Source organism: Hyphococcus sp., from assembly GCF_965228385.1.
In the GTDB taxonomy this organism is placed as follows: Bacteria; Pseudomonadota; Alphaproteobacteria; order Caulobacterales; family Parvularculaceae; genus Hyphococcus.
Map to the genome: position 1 here is coordinate 82,247 of NZ_OZ245810.1, position 24,014 is coordinate 106,260.

Sequence of the window (24,014 nt, forward strand, 5' to 3'; positions counted from 1 at the left end):
TAATTGATACGTTCAGGATACTCTTATGCGCGTCACCATGATCGGCACCGGCTATGTGGGCCTCGTTTCCGGCGCCTGTTTTGCTGATTTCGGCCACGAGGTTGTCTGCGTCGATAAAGACCGGGCGAAAATCGAAAAACTGGAAAATGGGGAGATCCCCATTTACGAGCCCGGGCTTGAAGCGCTTGTCGCGGAAAACGTCAAAGCGGGAAGACTGAGCTTCAGCCTCGATCTCGCGGCGTCTGTTCCTGACGCAGACGCGGTTTTTATCGCCGTTGGCACGCCTTCCCGGCGCGGGGACGGTTTTGCCGACCTGTCTTATGTTCATCAAGCTGCGAAAGAAATCGCGGAGGTCATGAAGGGGTATACAGTCGTCGTGACCAAATCCACGGTGCCGGTCGGCACTGGCGGCGAAGTCGAAGAGATTATCCGCAAAACCCGTCCGGACGCGAATTTCTCGGTCGTTTCCAATCCGGAATTCCTGCGCGAAGGCGCGGCGATCATGGATTTCAAGCGTCCCGACCGCGTTGTTGTCGGCGTTGAGGACGATCGCTCCAGGAAAATCATGCGCGAGCTTTATCGTCCGCTCTATCTCAATGAAACGCCCATCGTTTTTACCAATCGCGCAACGTCGGAGCTGACGAAATACGCCGCCAACGCTTTTCTCGCCACGAAAATAACGTTCATCAACGAGATGGCGGATTTGTGTGAAAAAGTCGGCGCCAATGTACAGGAAGTCGCGCGCGGCATTGGTCTGGACGGCCGAATTGGCTCTAAATTTCTGCATGCGGGTCCCGGCTATGGCGGATCGTGCTTTCCCAAAGATACGCTGGCTCTGGTCCGGACGGCGCAGGTTAATGATTCGCCGACGAAAATCGTCGAAGCTGTCGTTGAAATCAACGATGCGCGCAAGAAGAAGATGGCTGATCGCGTCATCGCGGCTTGTGGCGGCAGCCTGAAGGGCAAAACGATTGCAGTGCTCGGGCTGACATTCAAACCGAATACGGACGATATGCGAGATGCGCCGTCGCTCGACATTGTACCGGCGTTGCAAAAAGCCGGCGCGCGCGTGCAGGCGTTCGATCCGGCAGGCGTGGAAGAAGCGCAGAAAATCCTACAAGACGTCGTTTATGCTGAAGGCGTGTATCAGGCGTTGGAAGGGGCAGATGCGGTCGCCATCATAACCGAATGGGATGAATTTCGCGCCCTCGATATGGAGCGGGTGAAATCACTGCTGAAAGCGCCGATTATGATTGACCTGCGGAATATTTATAATCCCGCGGAAATGGCCGATGCAGGCATAGAATATCACTCGATAGGGCGGCCTTAAGGGTTCAGGCGGCGCGTAGTTTTTTCAGAACCGGGTTCTTGCGCTTGCCTGCGCGCGCGGGCGTGGCGATGTCGAGACGCGCGCGCGATAAAATATCAGTCGTGACCATCGGCGCTTCGCTTTTGAAGACTGTCTTGCCGTCATCATCCACATAGATAACGTAAAAGCCGTCCTCGGCGTTCAGCGCGTGGCGCAACAGCGCCGGATCCAGCCAGTCCATGGCGTCGCCGTTCTGGCGCGGCGTGTCGTCGCCATACACTTCCATCACCGTCACTTCGTTTCGGATCAGCGCGGCGATTGCAGGCTTCAAAAGCCGCCGCTGGATTTTACAGGCGGGATGATTGGCGTATGCGCCGATGATGAAAAGCGTGTTGCGCGGTGAGAATTTTTTGACCGTTTCCGCTTTTCTCAGACTGGAGCCGATTTCTGGTATGAGGTTCGGGCGCACTGAAGCCACCGCGGCCACAAAGCCGAAGACGAGGCAGGTCGCAATAATGGCGAATGTCAGTTCCATAACATGGGGAAAATACTGCCTTGTCCTTGCTGGCGCGTTAACCGATGTGAAAAATTGTCCCGTTCTGACCTTTCCACATGATGTCTACTGTTCTGACGCCGACAAAAATGGCGGAATATCGCCAGCGTGGATGATTAACAAATTATGAATATCACGGGTTCCCGCACGCCAAAAGCGATATGCGATGAGGCGGCGATGGTTTCGCGTCTGCGTTTGGGGAATTCATCTTCGGGGAAGATCGGCAGCGTCCCGTAGCATCTCATCGTAGAGCCCTTCGGGCAATCTGCGGCGCCGGCGGATCATGATGGCGGCGATGATCAGCATGGCGGCGCCGACGGCGACGAAAGCGAACCGCGGATCTGCGCCAGTAGCCGTAATCGCAAGCAGGCTTAAAGACCCGGGTATGGCGAAGGCGGCGTTGGCGAAGGCGCTCGCCGCCATGATGCGCGCCCGGACGGGCGGCGGCGCGCGGCGTTGCATGGCGGCTTGCAGCGGCGCGATATAAACGCCTGAAAGACCGGATGTCAGGATCAATACGCCGACCAGCATCAGGCCAGGTCCGCTTGCAAACAACGCCCCGAGGCCGAGCGGCGCGTCGGCGGAACCTGCCGCCAGCGGCGTCAGAAAATACAGCGAAAAACTAGCTGCGCCGGCGAGCGCGATAGAAAGTGTTGATGCAAAGAGGCCAGACCGTCCTTTCGGCAGGCTCGCCGCACTGATCGCCCCCAGCCCTGCCCCGATGGCGAAGAGACCGTTCAGCGCCGCCCAGACGATCGGCGTTGCGTGCAGCGCGTCGCGCCCATAGATCGGAATGATCACGGTGACCGCTGTGGATAAAAAGTAAAAAACGCCCACGCCCAGTAATGGCGGCGCCACGCCGGGCGATGAAAAAACGATGCGGAACATCCGCACGGTTTGTGAAAATCCGTTGAAGCTGAGTTCAAGTCCTGGCGCATTCGCTGCCGCGTAGGGCGTGCGCAGCGCCGCAAGAAACCCGATAGTCGCCGCGCTGATCAGCACTGCGCCGACTTTGACGCCGCCGCCTTCCATCGCAATTAAAACGCCACCCGCCATGTAACCCACAAGGATGAATGTGAATAGTCCCGCATTGCAAAGGCCGTTGCCGCGAACCAGTTCCTCCGGACGAAGATATTTCGGCATCGCGCCGATGCGTACCGGCGAGAAAAACGCCGACTGCGCGCCCATGGCGAACAGCATGGCGACGGCGAGCCAGCCTGTTCCCGTCGCAAAAGCGATTGCGGCGGTGCTCATCAATATTATTTCAGCAAACTTCGTGCGCCGGAACATCATTGACGTTTCATACTTGTCCGCCAGTTGTCCCGATACGGATGAAAAGAGCAGTATCGCCAGCGGCAGCAGGGCGCCGATAAAGGGCAGGGCGTTATCGGCGTCGTCAAAAAAAGGTGCGGAAATAATGCCCGCGGGAATGCCGATCAGCAGCGCCTGACGCAACGTATTGTCTGCAAAAGTGCCAAACGACAGCGCCGTCCACATGGGCCAGAAGCGCCGCTGAAAAAACAGCGGGCCCGTACCGGTCCTTATGTCCGCATTGTCGGTCAATCTCAGGATTTTCCGGGATCGGGAAGAACGGCGCCGATCTCAACGCCTTCGGGGCGTTCATCGCCCAGAAGTTCAATGGAGCGTGTTTCGATCGCCGTCTCAAGGCGGCGCATAAACGTTTCCTTATCAAGGCCCGGCGGGATGGGATCGAGGAATTCGATCACCGCTTCGCCTGGCGTCAATCGCCAGCTTTGTTGCGGCCACCGAAGGCCGAGATTGGTGGCGACGGGCAAAACCGGCCGTCCATAGGCCTGATACATATGATAAACGCCTTTTTTGTAACGATATTGCCGCCCCGCCGGCGCGAGATGACCTTCGGGATAAATCAGAATACGGCGTTCTTCGGCGCTCGCCTTGTTCAATTCACGATCGACCAGCCGCGCACGGGCGTAAGCGCCGCCGCAATTGTCGACGACAATTGCGCCCATCCTGCGCAAGAGCCCGCCGACCAGCGGAAACTTTTCCAGATGATCGCCCGTAACAAAAGCAAGATCGCGAAACTGCGAGAACATTACAAATCCATCGCCCCAGCTCTGGTGCTTGGCGGCGATGATGCAGGGCCCGTCTGGAATTTTGTCCTTTCCGGCGATGCGCAATTTTATGCCGGCGAGGCTCTGCATCCAGAAACACATGGTGCGGGTGTAGCCGAGGATCCAGAACATCAGCGGCTTTCGGCCCGGCAGGAGCAAAAGCGGCAACGCGCCGAGAACATAAAATATCGACGTCAGCCAGTATGCGACCTGAAACAGTAAAGAACGCAGCAAGATCATGAGCGCCCTACGCTTTGAGAACCGCGATGACGGCATCGCCGAGCGCGCCCGCGCGCGATGCAAGGCCGCCTTCAATCCGGCCGTATTTTTTATGCAGCGCTGTTTGCAGAACGACGCCGAGCGCCGCTGCCGCCTTAAAGGCGGCGTCGCCTTTTGCCAGTTCTCCCCGATCCATCGCCGCGCCGATGATGTCTTCGACCAGCGTGACGGGGTTATCCGCGCTGTTGCGCGCCGAAGCATCCGTAAACGGAAGAAACCTGTGCGTCGTCAGCAGATGGTAGGCAAACAGCGGCCAGTCTTCGTCGGCGACAGCGGCGTATCCGGCGACGATTGCGCGCGCTGTTTCCTCAATCGTCCGCCCGCCTGCCGCCGCTTTGCGAATGCTTTCGCCAAGACGTTTGTGAATGGCGGAGAACATCGTCTCTGCGAGCGATTCCTTGCTGGTAAAATGCCGGTAGAGCGCGCCTTCAGAAACGCCGCTCGCCGCAGCGATCTCCCGGGTCGTGACTGCGTCAACGCCCTTGGCGCAGAACAGCGTAAGCGCGGCGCGTTCAATGCGGGCTTTGGTCGTGCCGGCGTCCGCCGTAACGCCCCGTTCGTCGCTTTCGGATGTCGGCATAATCACATGGGTCCCGAAAATAATGGCCTTCCAGCGGGCTTTTACCGCTCATCGCACCTCGCAACCTGCGGCGATGAGCGCAGCAAAAACCAAGAAAGTAAACGCTCACCCCAAATAAGATGTCTCAGGCGCTGTGTCAAGTGAGCGCTCACTATCAGGCTCTAAGTGTAGTTTTTCAGGTCATTAGAATGTCCTGGTGGAGAAGTGTGAGGATTTTGGAGTCAACGGCTCTGTCTGGGCGCAGCAAGAATTGCAGGCAATTTCGTTGCCGCTAATGCAAGGCTTCACCACGTCTCAGGGATCATCGTTCCGAAGGCTGATCTTTGAGCAAAAAAATGCATTGCCCGCGCGGCGCAGATCGTATCGCCGCCGCTCAAAAAGTTTTGTTGAGTGGCGATTAACGCCGCAGGCGCTCTAGGCAATCACGCGCTCCGGTTTTACCGGCGCAACAACGTCGTCTCCTTTAACAGCTTTCATCACTGTCTCGGCCACGTGCTGGGGCAGGGTGACGGGCGGGCCTGAATAGCTCGCCGGGGCCCAGTAAAAACTGTCCGGATTATGATCGCCCGTGCGAAGATTGTCTGCGACATCGATTTCGCCATATTGATCGGAAACGATCTTGCGGAAATTGCGGGGCGCGCCCTCGCGGTTCCATTCCACGAGCAGATCCGGTAATAACTCAGCATACGGACCGGGGAACTCTCTCGACGTTTCCACAACGCGCTTGACCAGCGGCAGGCCCGTATCGGCGTTTTTAAACGTCGCCAGGGCGTCCCTGATTTCCTGGACGACAGCTTTATAAGCCGGGCCGCGCGCGATAACGCCGTGTTTCTCGCGGCCTTTCACATTGATGCGCACAGCGCCCGAATTGTCGTTATGCGGAATGGCGAAGAAACGACGCCGCGCATATTCATGATTGGCGAAGCGTTTGCGAATGGCCCGGGCCAGCGGTCCAAGCTTCCAGCGGAGCTTCTGTGGAATAATGGAGCGGTAGGTTTCACGCGCCGCCTCTGCGCCGGAAAGGGGCGCGCCGACGCCAAGATCGATCCGGCGCATCATCTCCTCCATGGCGTGGTTTGCGCTGACCAGCATTTCCATGCCGGGCCCGCCGAGATTGAAAATATTCGCGTCGGGACCGGCCGCATTCACCAGCAGGTCCACAGCGCGGTCGAGCCGGCGGTAACATTCGCGCAAGGGCTCGCGCACCGCGCGCGCCAGCGCCGCGTCATAACGCTCATGGTTCGGATCATCGAGATGGTAATAATAATGCCCGACGTCATGCGCCTCTGCGAAACATGCAATGAACAGATCCCAGTTTTGTTTGCGCAACTGTTCGGCGATGAAGTCGGCCTTCACTTCTATGCGTTTCAAAATCAGGCCCAGATAGTCTTTCAGCTCTTCAGCTGTTTCGCGCTTTCGGCATGCAAAACCGCCGGCGGCGGCGTCGCCGTTGAAATATTTTTGCGCATCCGCCGCAATCGTTTGCGGGAAATAGATTGTTTGCGTCAGCGGATCGTGACCGAGCCAGTTGTCGAGCAGGATGCCGTTCTTCATGGGCTTTGCGATCAGGCGGTGCCAGTCGACGACGCCGACGCGATAGCCTTCCCGGTCAAGCGTGTTCCAGAAATGCGTAATGTCCGGCAATGACGATTCGTGATTGGGAACGATGTCATAAGTGTTCGGCTTGAACTGCATGTAAAAATAATGGCCGTGATGGCCTGGTCCAGCGCCGATCGAGGCGGCGTTCCAGAAATTCGACGCGCCCATGGCGGCGTCGTTCTCGAAATGAAAAACGCGCGACGATGCTTTGAGGCGCGCCATGGCGGGAAGCTCCCCCTCAGCCATCATCGCATCCATATAGCTGTGATCTGCGCCGTCGAAACCGAAAAACAACGTTTTCGCCGCCATGCCCCGTTTCCCCTTCTGCCCCGCCTTAAAACTAAGATTAATGTCTGTCCCGAAGCAAGATTCCCGCCACAAAGGCGCCGAGCGCTCAATGATCCCGCATGAAATGTTAACGCCGGATCTCCCGGTCGCGCCCGCCCGTCGCCCCGCCGGCGCGAAAGAAACAGGCCGCGCGCATTGCAACCCATTGATGGATCGCTATATATCCGCCGACTTCATGGGCCGGGGAGGGCGTCATCTTCGCTTTTCCGGAAACCGGCCGAACCAAGCCCAAAGGGAGCGATAACCGCCATGTTCATTTCGCCCGCTTACGCGCAGGCCGCTGAGGGCGGCGCCGCCAATCCGCTGATCCAGATGGCGCCGCTGATCCTGATATTCGTTATTTTCTACTTTCTGCTGATCCGGCCGCAGATGACGGCGCGCAAAAAGCACATGGAAATGGTTTCCAATGTGCGCCGCAACGACGTGGTCGTGACCCAGGGCGGCATTGTCGGCAAGGTGACCAAGGTGCTCGACGATAATGAGGTGATGGTGGAAATCGCCGATAATGTGTCCGTTAAAGTCGTCAAGACGACCCTTTCCGACGTGCGCACCAAGCCGGCGCCGGCCGCGAACGAAAACAGCAAAAAATAAAACGAAAAGACGTGCGTCCGGCGCGCGTTGCGAGAGGTCGAAATGCTTCAATTTTCCCGATACCAGACCGCCGCCGTCGCCGTCCTGATGCTTCTGGCGATGCTGTTCGCCGTCCCGAACCTGTTGAGCGAGCAGACGCGCAGCAGCCTGCCGGGGTTTATGCCCAAGGGAACGATTAATCTCGGCCTCGACCTGCAGGGCGGCTCGCACCTGCTGCTCAGCGTCGATACGGAAAAGGTGATCGACGACCGCGTGCGCTCGATGATGTCGGATATCCGCCGGGAAATGCGCCCAAATAGCGCCGCCGGCCGGGATCGGGTTTCCATCGGCGGGCTGACTTACAATGAAGAGGAAAACCTCATCACGCTGCGCCTTTCCGAAGCTTCGCAGGCCGATGAAGCCGAAACGCGCGTGCGCGAGGTGACGCGCGGCGTCGGCGGCGCGCTCGCCCTCGGCCAGCGCGATTATACCGTAAACGTCAATAACGACCGGATCCAGGTGGCCATGACGGCTGAGGCGCAGACCCGCTACGCGCTTCAGGCCGTGCGCGATTCCATCGAGGTGGTGCGCCGGCGGATCGACCCCGCCGGCAACAAGGAAGTCTTGATCGCGCCCCAGGGCACGGACCGCATTGTGGTGCAGGTGCCCGGCGATAACGACCCCGAAGCATTGAAAGATCTCATCAACCGCACCGGTCAGCTCAGCTTTCACCGGCATGACCCGACCGTCAGTTTGCAGGACGCCTCGGAAGGGTTTTTACCGCCGGGGCGCATATTTGTGCCGTTTTCGGACATCGCCGGCAATGCGGGGCCGGGGCTTGTGCTCTACGAAGATGCGGAAGTCACCGGCGATATGGTGCAGACGGCGTCTTCTCAGCAAAATGTGGACGGCGGCGGCTTCCAGATCAATTTTACCTTCGATAATCGCGGCGCGCGCCGTTTCGCCGAATACACCCGCGATAATGTCGGCGCGATTTTCGCCATTGTGCTCGACAATGAAATCATTTCCGCGCCGACAATCCAGACAGCCATTACCCAGGGCTCGGGCCGCATTACCGGCAATTTTTCAGCGCTGGAAGCGGCGGATACGGCGCTTCTGATCCGTTCCGGCGCGCTGCCGGCGGAGTTACAAACCATCGAGCAGCGCTCCGTCGGCGCGCAGCTTGGGCAGGACTCTGTTGAGGCCGGCGCCAAGGCGCTCGTCATCGGCTTCATCGCGGTCATTATCTATATGGTGATTTCCTATGGCCGGTTCGGGATTTACGCCGACCTTGCGCTCATCGCCAACGTCATCCTGATCGCTGGCGTCTTGTCGCTTCTGGGCTCGACGCTGACCCTGCCCGGCATCGCCGGCATCGTTTTAACGATCGGCATGGCGGTGGACGCCAATGTTCTGATTTTCGAGCGCATCCGCGAAGAACTGCTTGCCGGCAAGGCGCCCATCAAGGCGGCGGAGGTCGGCTACGACAAGGCGCGTTCGGCGATTATCGACGCCAACATCACGACGTTTCTCGCCGCGCTCATCATGTTCCAGCTTGGCGCCGGGCCCGTGCGGGGCTTCGCCATCACGCTGGCGGTGGGCGTCGTTACCTCCGTCTTCACCGCATATGTGCTGACGCGTCTGTTCGCAGGGCGTTATCTGCTCGGTACGCGCCCAAAAGAAATCACGTTGTAAGGGGAATCCGCCATGCTTTTGAAACTCGTCCCCGACCGGACCCATGTGGGTTTTATCAAGCTGCGCTTCGCCGCGCTGATCCTGTCGGCGCTGCTTGTGGTTGGCTCCATCGCTGCGCTGTTTACGCTGGGTCTGAATTTCGGCGTCGATTTCAAGGGCGGCGTCACCATCGAGGTCGCTGATGACGAGCCGATTGACATCGGCGCAGTGCGCGAAACGGTTTCCGGCCTAGGGCTTGGCACCGTCGACGTGCAGGCGATTCAGGACTTTGCGGGCGCCGAAGAAGCGGTGCTCGTAAAAATCTCCCAACAGGAAGTGGATGATCCCGAAGCCGGCGAGGACGCCAATGAAACAGCCCAGCAGGAAGCCAACCAGCAAGTGCAGGATGCGTTGCGCACGCTGCTCGGCGACGGCATTGATTTCCGGAAAATCGAGGTTGTCGGCCCCACTGTTTCCGGCGAGCTGATCCAGAAAGGCGCCATCGCCGTGGCGCTCGCCATCGCCATGATGCTGATTTACATCTGGCTGCGTTTCGAGTGGCAGTTTTCGCTGGGCGCCATCGTTGCGCTGGTGCACGACGTCATCATCACGCTTGGCATGTTTGCGGTGACGCGGCTCGAGTTCAATCTGGCGATCATCGCCGCAATCCTGACGATCGTAGGCTATTCCATGAACGACACCGTCGTCGTCTACGACCGGGTGCGTGAGAATTTGCGCAAATTCAAACAAAAGCCGCTGGCTGAGCTGCTCGATGTTTCCATCAACGACACGCTATCGCGCACGGTGATGACGTCGCTCACCACCATGCTGGCGCTTGTGGTCCTCGTTGTGTTCGGCGGCGAAGTCCTGCGCGGCTTCACGCTGGCGATGATCTGGGGCGTGGTGATCGGGACCTACTCGTCGATCTTTGTCGCGTCTCCGTTTTTGTTGACGACCAACGTAAAGCGCGACTGGTCGAAAGCGGCGGCGCAGACAGTCTGAACCGACAGTCGCGTTTTGCGTTGCAATATACCTGCGCCGCGACACGGCTTTGTGTCGAGGCGGCGTTAACAATCCTTTCAAATTCCTTAAGGGATTTCAGGCTTCACGCCCGCCGGGCGTCGCAAAAATGTCACTGCGGGACAATATCCGCCTCAAAAAGAAACGCGCCGTTGACGATCAACATGCGTTCATACAAACCTTAAAAACTAGGGTTACCAGAATTCACATGACCTGACGGGTGAGAATCGTCTGAGACTCCGTGTTGCGGAGACGGCGGAGCTCTTAAAACAGCGTTACAACCAAAGAGGGCGCATATGACTAAGAAATTCGGGGCACTAAGCTCTACCAAATTCCGTTTTTTACTGGGGGCGAGTGCTTCCGCTTTAGCTCTAGGCGGCCTGACGCCGGCCATGGCGGAAAACGAGGCTGAAGATCTCGTCGTAACGGGTGCGAGCGCCGCAGCAGCGGTCGCAGCGGTTCAGGATACGACGCCTCTCGCAGACGAAGATCGCGACGTCGTTGTCGTGACAGGTTCGCGTATCCGCCGCCCGGTCGATGAGACAATCGCTGTGACCGATATTGACGCGGTTCAGTTTGAAACCCGCGCCTTCACCAACACCATTGAAGCGCTGGAAGATCTGCCTTTTGTTGCAGTCGGCGTGAACAATCAGGGCAATGCAACGCAATTCGGCGACAACAACGCCTTCGTAAACCTCTTGAACTTCGGCACCAACCGCACCGTGACGCTGATCGACGGCCGGCGCGCCGTGAGTTCGAACCAGGGCACGGTTTTCGTGCCGGGCAACGTTTCCGGCGCCCAGGTCGACCTGACCATCATCAACCCCTCGCTGATCAAGACGACTGAGATCCAGACGGTCGGTTCTGGCCCGATTTACGGCGCGGACGCTGTGGCCGGCGTGGTCAACGTCATTCTCGATCGCGATTTCGAAGGTCTTGAATTTATTGCGCAGGGCGGCATCACCGATGAGTGGGACGGTGAAGAGTTTCGCGTTTCGGGCGCATGGGGCTCAGAAGTTATGGACGGCCGCGGCCATGTTGTGCTCGCCGGTGAATATCTGAATTCCAACGCCATTTACGGCAGCGAGGATCGTCCGGTTACCAACTCGATTGATGTCATTAATAACCCGCTCAGCCTGAGCGGCACTGACGGCATCCCGGACCAGATTTTTCAGGCGAACCAGCAGGACCCGCAGATCCCTCTGGGCGGCACGCTGTTTACCGGTCAGACTGACTCAGGATCGGCGGCAAGCTTTATTTTCCCGAACTCTTGCACCGGCGCCGCGGCGGCGTTTTGCGGCGCTAACGGCGGTCAGACGCCGTACCAGTTTGCGCTGGCCAATCCGTCCTTGAACGGTCTTGACCCGTTGGCGTTCTTCGGCACTTTTGGTCTTGCCTCGGCATATCCGACAGTTCCGGTAGGCATGGGATCGGCCGAAGCAATGGCTGGTCTTACGTCTATTTCCGTACCGTTGACGTTTGACGCCTCCGGAAATCCGGTTGCTTTGAACCTTGGTAATTTCCTGCCGCCGAACGTAGCTGACCAGGACGACCTTATAGGCGCTGGCGGCTTCGATAACCGGCACCTGCGAACGCTTCGCGCAGCGCAGGATCGCTACACCTTCAACGGCCTTTTCAAGTATGAGTTTACGCCGGCGCTTCGCTATGAAGGCGACCTGCTCTATTCTCGAATCGAAAATACGCAGCGATCTGACAATTTCGGCACGCAGACCGGCGGCGGATCGATCACAGCCGGCAATGGCGGTGTTCCGATTTTCTACGACCAGAACCCGTTTGTTACGGCTGCGACGCAAGCGCAGATTGCCGACATCGTTGCGGCGAATGGCGGCATGAGCCCCTTCGGTCAGATCGGCGGTGAAAACGTGTTCTACATGACGCGTTCCCTTGCCGATATTACAGGGTCGCTTCAGGGGAATGTCACGAACATGGAGGGCAACATCTCCACTACGTGGCGCACAAGTCACGCCCTTTACGGCGAATTTGACGGCTTCAACGGCAACCAGCTCTACTGGGATATTGCCTTCGCCTACAGCCGTAACAAGAGCGAAAACGACGGTACGAACGACATACTCGACGTCGAATTCGCGTTGGCGACAGACGTTGTCGACGACGGCACAGGCAACGCTGTCTGCCGTCAGCAGACTTTGGCGTCGCCGGAAGCGATTAACGTTCGCAATCCCTTCCTGACGAACATCAATATCGCAACGGGCATCACGCCGACACAGGCGCAGATTGACGCCTGTGTGCCGCTCAATCTTTTCGGTGCGGGCAACGCGTCTCAGGCCGCGATCGATTACGTCACCGCAGAGGTTGATTCCGAAAACGTCGCTCAGCAGTATTATGGTGCTGCTTCGCTTGGCGGCGACCTTTTCGAACTGCCGGGAGGACCGCTCGCCTTTAACTCACAGTTCGAGTGGCGCCGTGAGACGTTGACGTTTACGCCGGGCCAGGTTTTCGAACTAGGGTTGGCGCGTTCCACCATCGGTCAGCCGGGTGAAGGCTACGCCCGGTTCTTCGAAGGCGGTACGGAATTGCGCGCGCCGATTTTCGGCGGCGATGTCCGTCCATTCGGTTTCAACCTGCTGGAGCTTGAAGGCGCCGTTCGCGTCGTCAACCGGGCTGGTGAAGGTACGCCGAACGGGATCGCTAACCCGTCGGTTGAAACCAACACAGGTACGGCTATTACATTCACAGCCGGCGGTCGCTATTCTCCGTTTGAGGGCATTACTTTCCGCGGTAACCGGACCCGTGCGGTTCGTTCGCCGTCGATTGTGGAATCGCTCGGCGCTCCGCAGACAGGTTTCTCCGGGATCGCGCAATTCTTCCCTTGTAACGCGTTCTTCAGAAACGGCGGTCCGTCCAGCGGCATTCGCGACCAGAACTGCGCAGCCTTCGAGCAGCAGCTTGGTCTGCCGGTCGGCGCCTTCGCCAGCCTCGCGCCGCCTCCGGGAACGGTTCCCGCCGGTGTCGCCGGTAACCCGAATCTCGAAAACGAGATCGCCAATAACTACACCGTCGGCGTTGTGCTTCAGCCGGATTTCATCCCGGGTCTGACGATTCAGTCCGACTACATCAATATGCGGCTGGACAACCAGATCCAGCTGGCTTTCTTCGGCGACCAGTGCTTCGACCAGCCAACATGGCCGAACACGCAGATCGGCGGCCTGAGCGTGTGTGACTCCATCATTCTCGCCACCGGCCCGATGGGCAACCTTCTGGGCACGCCTGTGACCATTCCGAACACAAATATCATCACAGGCAATCCGCTGATCCCTCAAGCCATCCCTGGCTCGCTGGCGCCGGTGCAGGATCCGTTCACGCTTGGTGCGGCGCTCTTCTCGAACGCCAATGCGGGTTCGTTCCGGCTGGAAGCGATCAACTCGCAGATCGCATATTCGTTCGATGTTGCGGATTTGGGCATGCCTGCGTTCGGTGAAGTCTCGCTCAACGGCTATGTGTATTACATCCGCCGGTTCGAGGCGTCTGACAGCGGCACCTTCGGCGCCGATACGGTCAACAACAGAGGCGAGCCTGGTTCTGAGAAGTTCCAGACTCGACTGGATGTGAACCACCGGATCGGTCCGTTCTCGCATCAGTTGCAGTGGTTCCGTAACAGTGCGGCTGTTGAAAACCCTGACGATACGGCTCCGCTGGATGAAGAACCTGATTATTTCCGTCCGGAATCGAACTTCTTCAACTACTCTATCGCGTATGATATCAATGATAACTTCACCACGCGATTTGTTGTTACGAACCTGACGGATCACAATCTTGCACCGGAATTCGGCTATGTGTCCGCCGGTCTTCCGGCGCCGGACAATGGCATCGGCCGCAGATTTACACTGCGCGTTGACGCCCGCTTCTAATCGAGCGTTCGATTTTAAATCATGAAAAAGGCGGGCTCTCGGGCCCGCCTTTTTTGTTTCGTAAACACTGGTAAGCTTGCAACACGCGCAAAAAAAAGCGGGCTTTGATAAAGGCCCGCTTTAATATTCAATTGCTGTTTTCGAACGTGAAACTAAACGCTTTACGCCGATTTCAAATTCTTGTTCGCAAAATCCCAGTTCACCAAATTGTCGATAAATGCGCTGATATAGTCGGGCCGCTTGTTCTGGTAATCGAGATAGTAGGCATGCTCCCATACATCCATGGTGATGAGGGGCGTTACGCCGGAATCGGTCAGCGGCGTTTCCGCGTTCGGCGTGTTCGTCACGTCGAGTTTGCCGTCCTTTACGACCAGCCATGCCCAGCCTGACCCGAACTGCCCGGCGCCCTTGGCGGCGAAGGCGTCCTTGAAATTGTCGTATCCGCCGAAGCTGTCCTTGATTGCAGCAGCAATATCGCCTGTAGGCTCGCCGCCGCCGTCAGGGCTCATGGAATCCCAGTAAAATGTGTGGTTCCAGACCTGCGCGGCGTTATTGAAAAGGCCCTGATCGCTTTTTTCCTTTGCGGCGCTGATGATGTCTTCCACCGACGCGTCGTCGAGATCCGTGCCCTTCACTGCGGCGTTTGTCTTGTCCACATAACCGGAATGGTGTTTGTCGTAGTGGAATTGAAGCGTTTCTTTCGAAATATGCGGCGCGAGCGCGCCTTTATCGTAGGGAAGTTCGGGAAGCGTAATCGCCATTGAAAAAACCTTTCCTTTCTTTTGCGTCAACCTTGAACGCCGATCTATGTATTATAAAGCGCTGGCGCCATGCGTATGCGTCGAATTGTTGCGGCGCGCGGCGCATCTAAATAATTTTCAATCCTATCGTGCAGGCTTTTTATGAAACACTTTTCTCACCGCTATGTTCCTTTTCAGATGTAAGCCGGCGCCATGACGGACGCACAGCCTTCTTCGGCGCAATATTGCTCGAATCTCGTGCGCGCCCGGGATGACGATCGCTGGCTGGCGGCAGGATATGCTCCGCAGCCGCTACAAAGAATCCTGCTGGCTTTATACGCCATGCATGCGGAATTGCGCCGGGTGCCGCAAGCGGTCAGTGAACCGCCTCTGGGCGAGATTCGCCTGCAATGGTGGCGCGATGCGATCGGCGAAATTCGCGCCGGCAAACCATCGCGCGCGCACCCGGTTGTCGAAGAAATCGCCGCCGCGGGTCTAGCCGATCAAAAATATGAAGCGCTGCTGGAGCGGGCGATCGACGCCAATGCGCGCCCTTTATACGGCGCGTCATTTTCCAGCGTCGAAGAGTTGGAAACCTGGTGCGCGGATGCTGACGGCGCCATTGATGCGGTCGGCGTGCTCGCGTTGCAGGGAAGCGAAGCGCTCGCTGACACAGCCAGAAGGGCTGGCGCCGGTTTCGCCATGGCGCGTGAAGGCTGCACAATAGCGCCGCAGCTCGGTGATATCTCGTCAGCCCGCGCCATGCAGATTGCGCGCGCCGAAGCCAGAGCGCTCAACGACGCGCCGGCTTCTGTTTCGCCGGCGATCCTGCATCTGTCCCTGACAGGAAAATATGCGCGCGGCCCCGGCGCACTTTTTGCGGCGACGAAACGTCTGCGGATGTTTCGCGCAATGGCCTTTGGCGCCTATTGAACAGAGACCTCGTTCAATCCTGTTCGAAACAGCGCAAATGATTTTACTGTTCGCCGCTAAGTGTGATGTTCAATATTTTCTTCGATCAAGGCTTTGTTATAAGCAGCGAGCGCTTTAACGCGAGAAAGATAGCCGACGACTTTTTCCGGCGCGTCGGTTTCGACCACAGGTAAGCCGTGTTCTTCCGCTTCGTTCAGTTTTGCGAGCGCTTCGCCGAGAGAATCGCGCGTGTCCAGGCGATCGGCCTCTTCCGGCAAGGGCGCGCCGGGCGGCATTTTTTCCATGACTTCACGCACGCGCATTGTTTTCAGAATAATGCCTTGCGGTCCTTCCGAAAGATCATAACCGCGCCTTGATAGCTGCCAGTGAAAGAATGATTGTCCGCACAACCACTGTGTGACGAGCGTGGCGATGGCGACTGCCACCATCAGCGCGATCGTAATGGAATAGTCGCCGGTCATTTCAAAAACGATGAGCGTCGTGGAGATTGGCGCGCCGAGAATAGCCCCGGCCGCGGCGCCCATGCCGATCATGGCGTAGTAGACCGGACTTGCGGTAAGGCCGGGGAAAGCGACGCCCAGAATGGCGCCGAACGCCGCACCTGCGAAAGCGCCAATAACAAGCCCCGGAGAAAAGACGCCGCCGCCGAAGCGGCACGACAGCGTCACGGCCGTTGCGGCGCATTTCATCAGGACAAGAATCATTAAGAGCGGAATTGCATATTCGCCGCGCAGCGCTTTGGTTACCGCCTCGTATCCGACGCCAAAGATTTCAGGATAAAATGCGCCGATAAACCCGATCACGACGCCGCCAATAGGCGGTAAGAGCAGATAGGAAATGTTGCGCCTCTGGGCGAATTCGCGGACGCCGACTGTCAATCGCTGTGTCGTCAGCAAAAACCCCGAAGCGATAAACCCGCAAATCAAGCCGAGAATGGCGGCGAGCGGAACGTCTATAGTGCCCGAGGCGCCGTATTCCGGTATGGAAAAGGCGGGATAATTGCCAAGATGGATACGGGTGACGATGGCGGCTGAAACGCTGGCCGCGGCAATCGGGCCGAATACCGAAAGCGCATAATTGCCGAGAATCACTTCCAGCGCGAAGAGAACGCCGGCGATGGGCGCATTGAAGCTGGCAGACACCGCCGCCGCGGCGCCGCAGCCGATCAGGGCGCGGCGTTGTTTGGCGCTGAACCCCAGATAGCGATGCAGGACAGAAGCGATAGTCGCGCCCAGATGCACCGCCGGGCCTTCGCGCCCTGCGCTTGCGCCCGCGCCGAGAGATACGGCGGAAACGGTTGCGGAAGCGATGCCTGAACGAAGCGAGACATGGCCGCCGGAAACGGCGCGCGCTTCAATAACATCGGGCACGCCCTGGCCTCGCCCGCCCTCCAGCCATTTGAACCTGTCGGCAAGATAGAGCAGCGCCGAAACGGCCAGGCCGCCAATGACCGGCGCCGCCCAGGCGCGCAGAAAATGGAGTGAAGACGCGCCGCTGACGACGCCCCCTTCGGTTTCGCCAAAGGCGATCACCGACACCATGTCGATAGCGTAGCGAAAGCCGATGACGCCATAAGCGCCGGCGGCGCCGATAATCACGGCGATTAACCAGACTTTATAAACGCCGAGGTCTGGCGTGCGCCGGCGCAATTTGCGCATGAAAATCAGGATTCGGGCGACATTACGCGGCATGAGGATCAAGGTTCATTTCGAAAAGCGTTCATATCAGCATTCACGCACAAGTCTAAATGTCATGAATTGTTTAACGTCGAATTCACCCTGCTTTGCGAAAGTCAACGCCAATTCACCGCATGCAAGCCAGGGGAAGTTTATGGCGGCTCCAGCCACTCATTCCGCCCGAAATTCATCCGATAAAATCGATCCCGCACGAGCGCCGGCGGCGCTGGAGCGATGGCGACGCGCTGTGGCGGACTCCATGGGCGGCGATCCTGGCGCGCCGCTTGATCAACCGGATCGCCGGTTGTTGATGCTGAGAATATTTGGCGCGACGCGCAGGCTGGCGGAATTGTGCATGACGCATCCGGACGCCGCCGCCAAAGCGCTGATGGATGGCGCGTCTCCCGTTCTTGCGGAAGCCGCGCGGGATCTGAGCGCGCTTGATCGCGGCGTCGGCGGGCCTGAAGCGCTGCATGCGGCGCTGGCGCCGGTGAAGAACAGGGTGGATGTCGCCATTTCCATCGCGGAGATGGGCGGCGAGTGGAGCGTTGCCGACGCGACGGCGGCGCGTGTCGATTTTGCAGAGCGCATGGTGGAAACAGGCCTTCGCTGGTTGGTGCGGGCGGCGGTCAAGCGCGGCGAGTTGCCGGTTGAAGACGCCGACAATTTCCTGCGCGGCGTCTTCGTTGTCGCGGGCGGCGATTTTGCCCATGAAGATTTGTCTCCATACGGACCGCTGGATTTCATCATTCTTTATGATGAGGATATTTTCAAAAACCCCGCGGCGCGCGGCGCCGACAGGATTTTCGTGCGCATCGGCGCGGAAATGCGCGAAGCGTTTGAGGGCAAGACCGGCGATTATCCGCTCTATGCGTTGCGCACGCCGCTGGGCTCCGGAATCGGCGGCGCGGGATTTGCCGACAGCGCGGCGCGCGTCAAGGCGACGGCGGCCGGCCCGCAGGCTGACGCTTTGAAAATCTGGCTCGGCGGGGCGCGTATTGTCGCCGGCGACCGGACGGCGGGCGGGGCTTTTCTTGAAGCCATTGAAGACATCGTCTGGGGCGACAATCCCGTATCGCCCGACGCCATTAAATCTTTTGTGGAAAAAAGCGAAGCTGATCCACGCGATGTATTCCGCCGTGTGGCGGGCGTTTGCCGGCTCGCGATCGGCGGATTGCGTCCTGTATTCCGCACCGCCTCGGCGCGTGAAGTCTTCGAAACAGCGGCCCGCGCGCGGATGCTGGGCATGGATGTATCGCGGCGTCTCATCGCCGGCGAGGAACTGGCGCATAGCGCAGTTGCGCGTTTGCAGATGTTAAAAGGCGCTACGGCCGTTCTGGCTGAACGCGACGATGAAAAAGCGGCGCTTGCGCTCTTATGCGGGTTTTCAACTCATGACGATCTCGCCGCTGCGCTCGACGGCGCCAAAACCGATGCGTCAAACACGCTGAAACGGCTTGCAAACGGCGTCCAGGAAGAAGTTGCGCTATATCGCGGAAGTGTTGAAGAAGGCGACGCCGACAAGCTCGAAGATCTGGGCTTTTTGAACGGCGCCAGTCTTTCCCAGTCCGTTGACGGCTGGGCGCGCAAAGCGAAAGGCGTCGGCGGCGACAAGAAATTCTCCGCACACGCCCCAGGCCTTCTGACCGCCTTCGGCGAAACACAGTATCCGGATGATGCTGTGCGCCTGTTCGACCAGCTTGTAAGCACCGCCGGTCACGACCATGACGTTTTTGCGATCGTGAGCGAAGGCGCGCCCCGTCGCGACGGCCTCGTGAACGCGTTCGGCGCGTTCGGCTCGGTAATCGAACCGCTGACATCGAGCCCGGACGCGGCGTCCGTCATTTTCGAACCGCAAGGGTCCGAGACGCCGCAAAGCGGCCAGGAATGGCTTTCCCGATTTACGCCGCCGGCGCTGACTGGCCAAAACGCCATCGCCGATATCGCCGCATGGCGGCGCGAGACCATAGCGAGAGTGGCGTTCAGCGCCGCATGTGGGGCGACGCCTTTCGATTCGGCCGTCGAAGCGATGGACGCTATCCACCTGCGCACATTGGCGGATGTTTTCCATATAGCACGCGCGCAATCGCCAGCGTCCGAGGCCGGCGCCGGCGACAAGATCGCCCTGCATATTTTCGAGGCGGAAGGACCCCACCTGCCGGGCGCCGCGACCCATATCGGCTTTATCGCCAGCGATGATCTTGGCGAGCCGGGCGAGGCTTTCGCCAAACGTTATATCGCCGCGATCAGCGATCTCGATCAGGGCGCGTTCGAGATTTTCGTCGATGCGAGTCATCGCCCCGCCGGCGTTTCCGGCCCGATCGTGCCGTCTGCTGCGGCGTTTAAATCATATGTACAGTCGGAAGCGGTCGCGCACGAACAGATTATGCTGGCCCGCGGCCGGGTGATTGCAGGTAACGACAAAATCTTCGCGACGGCGCAGGACGCATTGCGCAGCGCAGTTGCGGGCGCGCGCCGCGCCGACATCTTATTCCGTGATCTTGACCGGGCGCGGGCGCAGCGCATGCGCCGCGAAAAACCATCCTGCGACTGGGATATTGACCGGATCGAGGGCGGACGCTGCGACGTTGAGCTGGTCATCAGCACCCTGATTTACAAATACGCGTCCGCGCATCCTTTCGTGCAGGACACTCATCCGGCGGAAGCGCTGGAAGCAATGGCGCGATCGGGGCTGATTTCCGAGGATGCGGCGCAAACCCTGGCGTCAGCGCGCGCATTCTGGGCGCGGCTGCAAATGGTGCGCGCTTTGTCCGGCTGGAGCGATCCGACGAGAACGCCGGTGCGCCGCCGGTTTGGAAACCTGCTTGCCCGCGCCGCCGGCGTTCAAAAATTCGAGCAGGTGCGGCCAATGATGCGCGGCTATGCAGACGAGATCAGCCGGGCTTATGCGAGCCTAGTGCTTGGCCGTCCGTGTACGACGACGTCCATCCAGGCGGCGAATTAGTCAGACGGAGAAAGCTTTTTCAGGATGTATACGCGGATCGCCGAGGCCAGTCCCGGCGGCGGCGTTTGCGTCAGCCTGTCCCGGTCAATCCTGTAAATGAGCGACGGCAGCGTGCGTTGCTCTTCAATGGCGACTTTTTCGATGGCGGCCCAGAATTCCGCTTCCAGCGCGATGCTGGTGCGATGGCCTTTGAGGCTTATGGATCGTTTTTGCATCATAAAAAGGCGAAACCGGTTCCCTCGCATACCCCCACTGAGGAAACCGGTTCGCGCGCGCGGCGCAAGCAAAAAAACGAAAAGTCTGTGATCAGCCCTTGGCCCAGTTGTCGAGACCGTGTGCGCGAATTTTTGAAGTCGCGAGCGTCACGCCGTCGATAATACCGGCCATGTGCGAAACAGCTTCCGCATCAGCGCTGGAAAGGTCTGCGCCAAGCGCGCCGTAAAGCGCTTCAATGTCCACGTCATGCGCAAACAGGAATTGTGCAAGCAGCAGCCGGAGCTGGTTCTCGGTGAGTTTTGTGTCCGCCATCGGTGTATCGTCCTTGTCCCAAAATCATACAGACCCATTGCGTCTTCGCCTGATTCCAGCGGGTCCTGGATGATGATTAGGCAAGATCCGGTCCAAGCAAAGCGCCGATTTTGCGACCGTCCAAGAATTTTCGCTAAGCTGCTGGCGGCGCTGATCTATTTAGGACCGATCATTTTTTCCGGTTTCACGATCCGGTCGTATTCGCCAGCACTGACAAAGCCGAGATTAACCGCTTCCTCTTTCAGCGTTGTCCCATTTTTGTGCGCTGTCTTGGCGATTTTAGTGGCGTTGTCGTAACCGATTTCGGGCGCCAGCGCCGTCACCAGCATCAGGGACTGTTCCATCAGCGATTTGATTCGGTCTTCGTTTGCTTCGATCCCGGTAACGCATTTATCCGTGAAGGCGCGGGCTGAATCCGAGATGAGCCGGATCGATTGCAGGGTATTGTAGGCGATCACGGGTTTGAAAACATTCAGCTCGAAATGTCCCTGGCTGCCGGCGAAGGAAACCGTGGCGTTATTCCCCATTACCTGCGCGCACACCATGGTGAGGGCCTCGCACTGAGTCGGATTGACCTTACCCGGCATGATGGAAGAGCCCGGTTCGTTTTCCGGCAGCGAGATTTCGCCAAGGCCTGAACGCGGACCTGACCCCAGCAGCCGGATATCGTTCGCGATCTTGAAAAGGCTGACGGCGATTTCGTTGAGCGCGCCATGCGCTTCCACCATGGCGTCGTGGGTCGCCAGCGCCTCGAATTTATTCGGCGCCGTGACGAAAGGAAGCTTCGTGAAATCGGCGACATGGCCGGCGAATGTTTTAGCAAATTCTTTTTTGGAATTGACGCCGGTGCCCACCGCCGTACCGCCCTGCGCCAGGCTGTAAAGCGCGGGCAAGGCGCCCTTGGCGCGTTTCATTCCGTTTTTCACCATGGCTGCATAGCCGGAAAATTCCTGGCCGAGCGTTACCGGCGTCGCATCTTGCAGATGCGTGCGCCCGATTTTGATGATTTTCGCAAAAGCCTTCTGTTTGGCGAAAAGCGCGGCGTGCAAATGCTCAAGCGCCGGAATGAGCGTGTGATTGATTTCTTCCGCCGCCGCAATGTGCATCGCCGTCGGGAATGTATCGTTTGACGACTGGCTCATATTTACATGATCGTTCGGGTGGACCGGGTCTTTTGATCCAATCTCGCCGCCAAGAATTTCAATCGCCCGGTTGGCGATCACCTCATTGGTGTTCATGTTCGATTGCGTGCCGGAGCCTGTCTGCCAGACCGACAGCGGAAAATGATCGTTGAGCTTGCCTTCGGCGACCTCGCGCGCGGCCTTTTCAATTGCTTTGCCGGTTTTTGACGGCATGGATTTCAGTTTCATATTTGTGCGCACGGCGCAGAGTTTGACGACGCCCAGGGCGCGAATCATCGGGGCGGGCATGGTTTCGTCGCCAATCGGGAAATTGATCAGCGAACGGGCGGATTGCGCGCCGTAATATTTGTCGGCCGGAACGGAAAGCTTTCCAAAACTGTCGGATTCGGTGCGGGTATCTGCCAAGGGTGCGCCTCTTGAATTGGTTTATGCGGGATCGGTATGGGCGCGGTTTACCGACGCGCCGCGGCAAGGGCAAGACTTTGCAATGCGGGGGCAAATCCCGCTGGTCCATGGACGTTTAAGCTTAAATTAAGGGTAACGATTGCGTTCTATCGTGCGGATCAACTCCGGCGGACAGAATGATGGAACAGACAATCGGCGTAAAACCGGCCCTCCGTTCAGGCGGCGTCAATCGATTCACCGGTTTTTCCGGTCTCTCGCCGGCGCTGAGAATCAGGCTGGCCCTCGGCGCTTTCCTAACATTGATTGTCGGGACCGGATTGCTGGCGGCGGGGCAGGCGTTTCTGAACGATCCCGATACGCTCTGGCATGTCAGCGTCGGCGGCGATCTGTGGGATGAAAAGGCTTTCCCGCATCTCGATCCTTATTCTCACAGTTTCGCCGGAGAGCCGTGGATCGCAAAAGAGTGGTTGTCACAGGCCATCCTGTTCGCCGCCTACGCCCTTGGCGGCTGGAACGGCGTGGTGTTGTTGACGACGGGCGTACTCCTGATTGTTCTAATGCAAGTTTACTGGCCGCTTTCCGGCGCAGTAAAACCTGTTTATGCGGCCGGCGTCGCTGTGGCGGCATTTGCGCTGTGCGGCGATACGTTTCTGGCGCGCCCGCACATTATCGCGCTGCCTGTACTCATATGGTTTGTGTACGGCGTATGGAGCGCTGGCCGGCGCGGCAGGGCGCCGTCCTTCTGGCTGCTCGCGGTCTTGTGCCTGTGGTCGAACATGCATGGCAGCTTTACATTCGGGTTTATAGCGGCCGGGCTGACATTTCTCGCCTATCTTTTCGAACACCGGCGGTTCGCCGATGCGCAAACCTACCGCTGGATAATCTTTCTGGCGCTTTGTCCGTTTGTCTCGATGATTCACCCTTATGGGTTTGAGGCGATCTGGTCGACGATCATTATCATGAATAATGAAGCGGTGCCCTATATCGCCGAATGGCGCGCTTTTTCCGCTCAGGAAGACAGGCTCGTGGAATTCGCCTTGCTGGGCGGCGCCGCTGCGGCGGCGGCGACGCGAATCCGGCTGCAGTTGTTTACAGTGCTGTTCCTGTGCCTGCTGGCGCACATGTATCTGAATCATGTTCGCTTTTCCTATATTCTGTTCACGCTGGCGCCGCTGTTGATCGCGCCTGAAGCGGCAAGACAGTTTGCGCTGATGAGTTATCGGACCTGGGCGGCGCAAATCGATCAGTCTGGGTTGGAGCGAGCGATCGCGAAACACGCGGCGACGGCGACTGCGGCGTTCGGTCTGCTGCTTTTCATTGTGATGATCTGCGGGTTTTCGCTCGCCCCGTGGGCGCCGCGGCAAACCTATCCCCTTGCCGCAATTAACGCCGCGCGCGATTACGGCGTGACCGGCAACGCCATGAACGGTTACAGCTTCGGCGGCGCCTTGATCTTTGAAAAAATCCCCACCTTTGTGGATGGCCGGTCCGACAGGCTTTATCAGAACGGTTTCATGGACAAGATCGAGACTGCGCGATCAGCGGGCGGGGCGGAGGCGCTTCAGGCGTTAATCCGCGAGTACGATATCGGCTGGACGATTTACCGTCCCGGCGATGCGCGCGTTAAAATGCTCGATGATCTGCCAGGGTGGCGCCGTCTGTATGAAGACGAATACGCCGTCGTGCATGTCATGGCGAACGCGTCCGGATAAG

18 protein-coding genes are annotated in these 24,014 nt (G+C 58.5%); 8 read left to right on the top strand and 10 right to left on the bottom strand.

From position 1 onward, the window contains the following. Positions 1-25 precede the first annotated feature (25 nt). Complete coding sequence (locus ACQK2Q_RS00335) at positions 26-1,330, top strand: UDP-glucose dehydrogenase family protein (RefSeq protein ID WP_425407765.1); 1,305 nt, start codon at positions 26-28, stop codon at positions 1,328-1,330. Positions 1,331-1,334: 4 nt separating this feature from the next. Here ACQK2Q_RS00335 and ACQK2Q_RS00340 read toward each other — a convergent pair whose 3' ends face one another. From ACQK2Q_RS00340 to ACQK2Q_RS00360, 5 genes are all read right to left on the bottom strand, one after another. Next, complete coding sequence (locus ACQK2Q_RS00340) at positions 1,335-1,844, bottom strand: hypothetical protein (protein WP_425407766.1); 510 nt, start codon at positions 1,842-1,844, stop codon at positions 1,335-1,337. 222 nt (positions 1,845-2,066) lie between these two features. Further along, on the bottom strand, positions 2,067-3,425 hold the full coding sequence (locus ACQK2Q_RS00345; protein WP_425407767.1) for a hypothetical protein: 1,359 nt from the start codon (positions 3,423-3,425) through the stop codon (positions 2,067-2,069). Positions 3,426-3,427: 2 nt separating this feature from the next. Then, positions 3,428-4,189 carry a lysophospholipid acyltransferase family protein gene (locus tag ACQK2Q_RS00350; RefSeq protein WP_425407768.1) on the bottom strand — a complete coding sequence of 254 codons (762 nt, stop codon included), beginning with the start codon at positions 4,187-4,189 and terminating at the stop codon, positions 3,428-3,430. Positions 4,190-4,202: 13 nt separating this feature from the next. Continuing rightward, complete coding sequence (locus ACQK2Q_RS00355; RefSeq protein ID WP_425407769.1) at positions 4,203-4,814, bottom strand: TetR/AcrR family transcriptional regulator; 612 nt, start codon at positions 4,812-4,814, stop codon at positions 4,203-4,205. 414 nt (positions 4,815-5,228) lie between these two features. Next, a complete protein-coding gene (locus tag ACQK2Q_RS00360; protein WP_425407770.1) occupies positions 5,229-6,722 on the bottom strand; it encodes a hypothetical protein in 1,494 nt (497 codons plus the stop codon). A 288-nt stretch (positions 6,723-7,010) separates the two neighbouring features. Between ACQK2Q_RS00360 and yajC the strand changes: the two genes are divergently transcribed. The 4 genes from yajC to ACQK2Q_RS00380 all read left to right on the top strand — a co-directional run bounded on the left by yajC (position 7,011) and on the right by ACQK2Q_RS00380 (position 13,912). Then, complete coding sequence (gene yajC / locus ACQK2Q_RS00365; protein ID WP_425407771.1) at positions 7,011-7,352, top strand: preprotein translocase subunit YajC; 342 nt, start codon at positions 7,011-7,013, stop codon at positions 7,350-7,352. Between the two features lie 42 nt (positions 7,353-7,394). Next, on the top strand, positions 7,395-9,026 hold the full coding sequence (secD, locus tag ACQK2Q_RS00370) for a protein translocase subunit SecD (RefSeq protein WP_425407772.1): 1,632 nt from the start codon (positions 7,395-7,397) through the stop codon (positions 9,024-9,026). A gap of 12 nt (positions 9,027-9,038) precedes the next feature. Then, positions 9,039-10,007 (top strand): protein translocase subunit SecF, encoded by a 969-nt coding sequence (gene secF, locus ACQK2Q_RS00375; protein ID WP_425407773.1) that lies wholly within the window; start codon positions 9,039-9,041, stop codon positions 10,005-10,007. 314 nt (positions 10,008-10,321) lie between these two features. Beyond that, positions 10,322-13,912 carry a TonB-dependent receptor domain-containing protein gene (locus ACQK2Q_RS00380; protein WP_425407774.1) on the top strand — a complete coding sequence of 1,197 codons (3,591 nt, stop codon included), beginning with the start codon at positions 10,322-10,324 and terminating at the stop codon, positions 13,910-13,912. A 161-nt stretch (positions 13,913-14,073) separates the two neighbouring features. Here the strand turns inward: ACQK2Q_RS00380 and ACQK2Q_RS00385 are convergent, their stop codons facing one another. Further along, positions 14,074-14,673: a superoxide dismutase gene (locus ACQK2Q_RS00385; RefSeq protein ID WP_425407775.1), complete on the bottom strand. Its 600-nt coding sequence runs from the start codon at positions 14,671-14,673 to the stop codon at positions 14,074-14,076. A gap of 192 nt (positions 14,674-14,865) precedes the next feature. Between ACQK2Q_RS00385 and ACQK2Q_RS00390 the strand changes: the two genes are divergently transcribed. After that, a complete protein-coding gene (locus ACQK2Q_RS00390) occupies positions 14,866-15,585 on the top strand; it encodes a squalene/phytoene synthase family protein (RefSeq protein WP_425407776.1) in 720 nt (239 codons plus the stop codon). Positions 15,586-15,641: 56 nt separating this feature from the next. Here the strand turns inward: ACQK2Q_RS00390 and ACQK2Q_RS00395 are convergent, their stop codons facing one another. After that, positions 15,642-17,276 carry a chloride channel protein gene (locus ACQK2Q_RS00395; protein ID WP_425407777.1) on the bottom strand — a complete coding sequence of 545 codons (1,635 nt, stop codon included), beginning with the start codon at positions 17,274-17,276 and terminating at the stop codon, positions 15,642-15,644. 139 nt (positions 17,277-17,415) lie between these two features. Between ACQK2Q_RS00395 and ACQK2Q_RS00400 the strand changes: the two genes are divergently transcribed. Then, positions 17,416-20,226, top strand: coding sequence for a hypothetical protein (locus ACQK2Q_RS00400; protein ID WP_425407778.1), 2,811 nt, complete (start codon positions 17,416-17,418; stop codon positions 20,224-20,226). On the opposite strand, the gene ACQK2Q_RS00405 is transcribed toward ACQK2Q_RS00400, so the two are convergent. From ACQK2Q_RS00405 to fumC, 3 genes are all read right to left on the bottom strand, one after another. After that, positions 20,223-20,444 (bottom strand): ribbon-helix-helix domain-containing protein, encoded by a 222-nt coding sequence (locus ACQK2Q_RS00405; protein ID WP_425407779.1) that lies wholly within the window; start codon positions 20,442-20,444, stop codon positions 20,223-20,225. The genes ACQK2Q_RS00400 and ACQK2Q_RS00405 overlap by 4 nt on opposite strands. A gap of 88 nt (positions 20,445-20,532) precedes the next feature. Then, positions 20,533-20,754: a hypothetical protein gene (locus ACQK2Q_RS00410; RefSeq protein ID WP_425407780.1), complete on the bottom strand. Its 222-nt coding sequence runs from the start codon at positions 20,752-20,754 to the stop codon at positions 20,533-20,535. 155 nt (positions 20,755-20,909) lie between these two features. Further along, on the bottom strand, positions 20,910-22,301 hold the full coding sequence (fumC, locus tag ACQK2Q_RS00415; protein ID WP_425407781.1) for a class II fumarate hydratase: 1,392 nt from the start codon (positions 22,299-22,301) through the stop codon (positions 20,910-20,912). A 176-nt stretch (positions 22,302-22,477) separates the two neighbouring features. On the opposite strand from fumC, the gene ACQK2Q_RS00420 reads away from it, so the two are divergent. Beyond that, a complete protein-coding gene (locus ACQK2Q_RS00420) occupies positions 22,478-24,013 on the top strand; it encodes a hypothetical protein (RefSeq protein ID WP_425407782.1) in 1,536 nt (511 codons plus the stop codon). The last annotated feature ends 1 nt before the right edge of the window (position 24,014 follow it).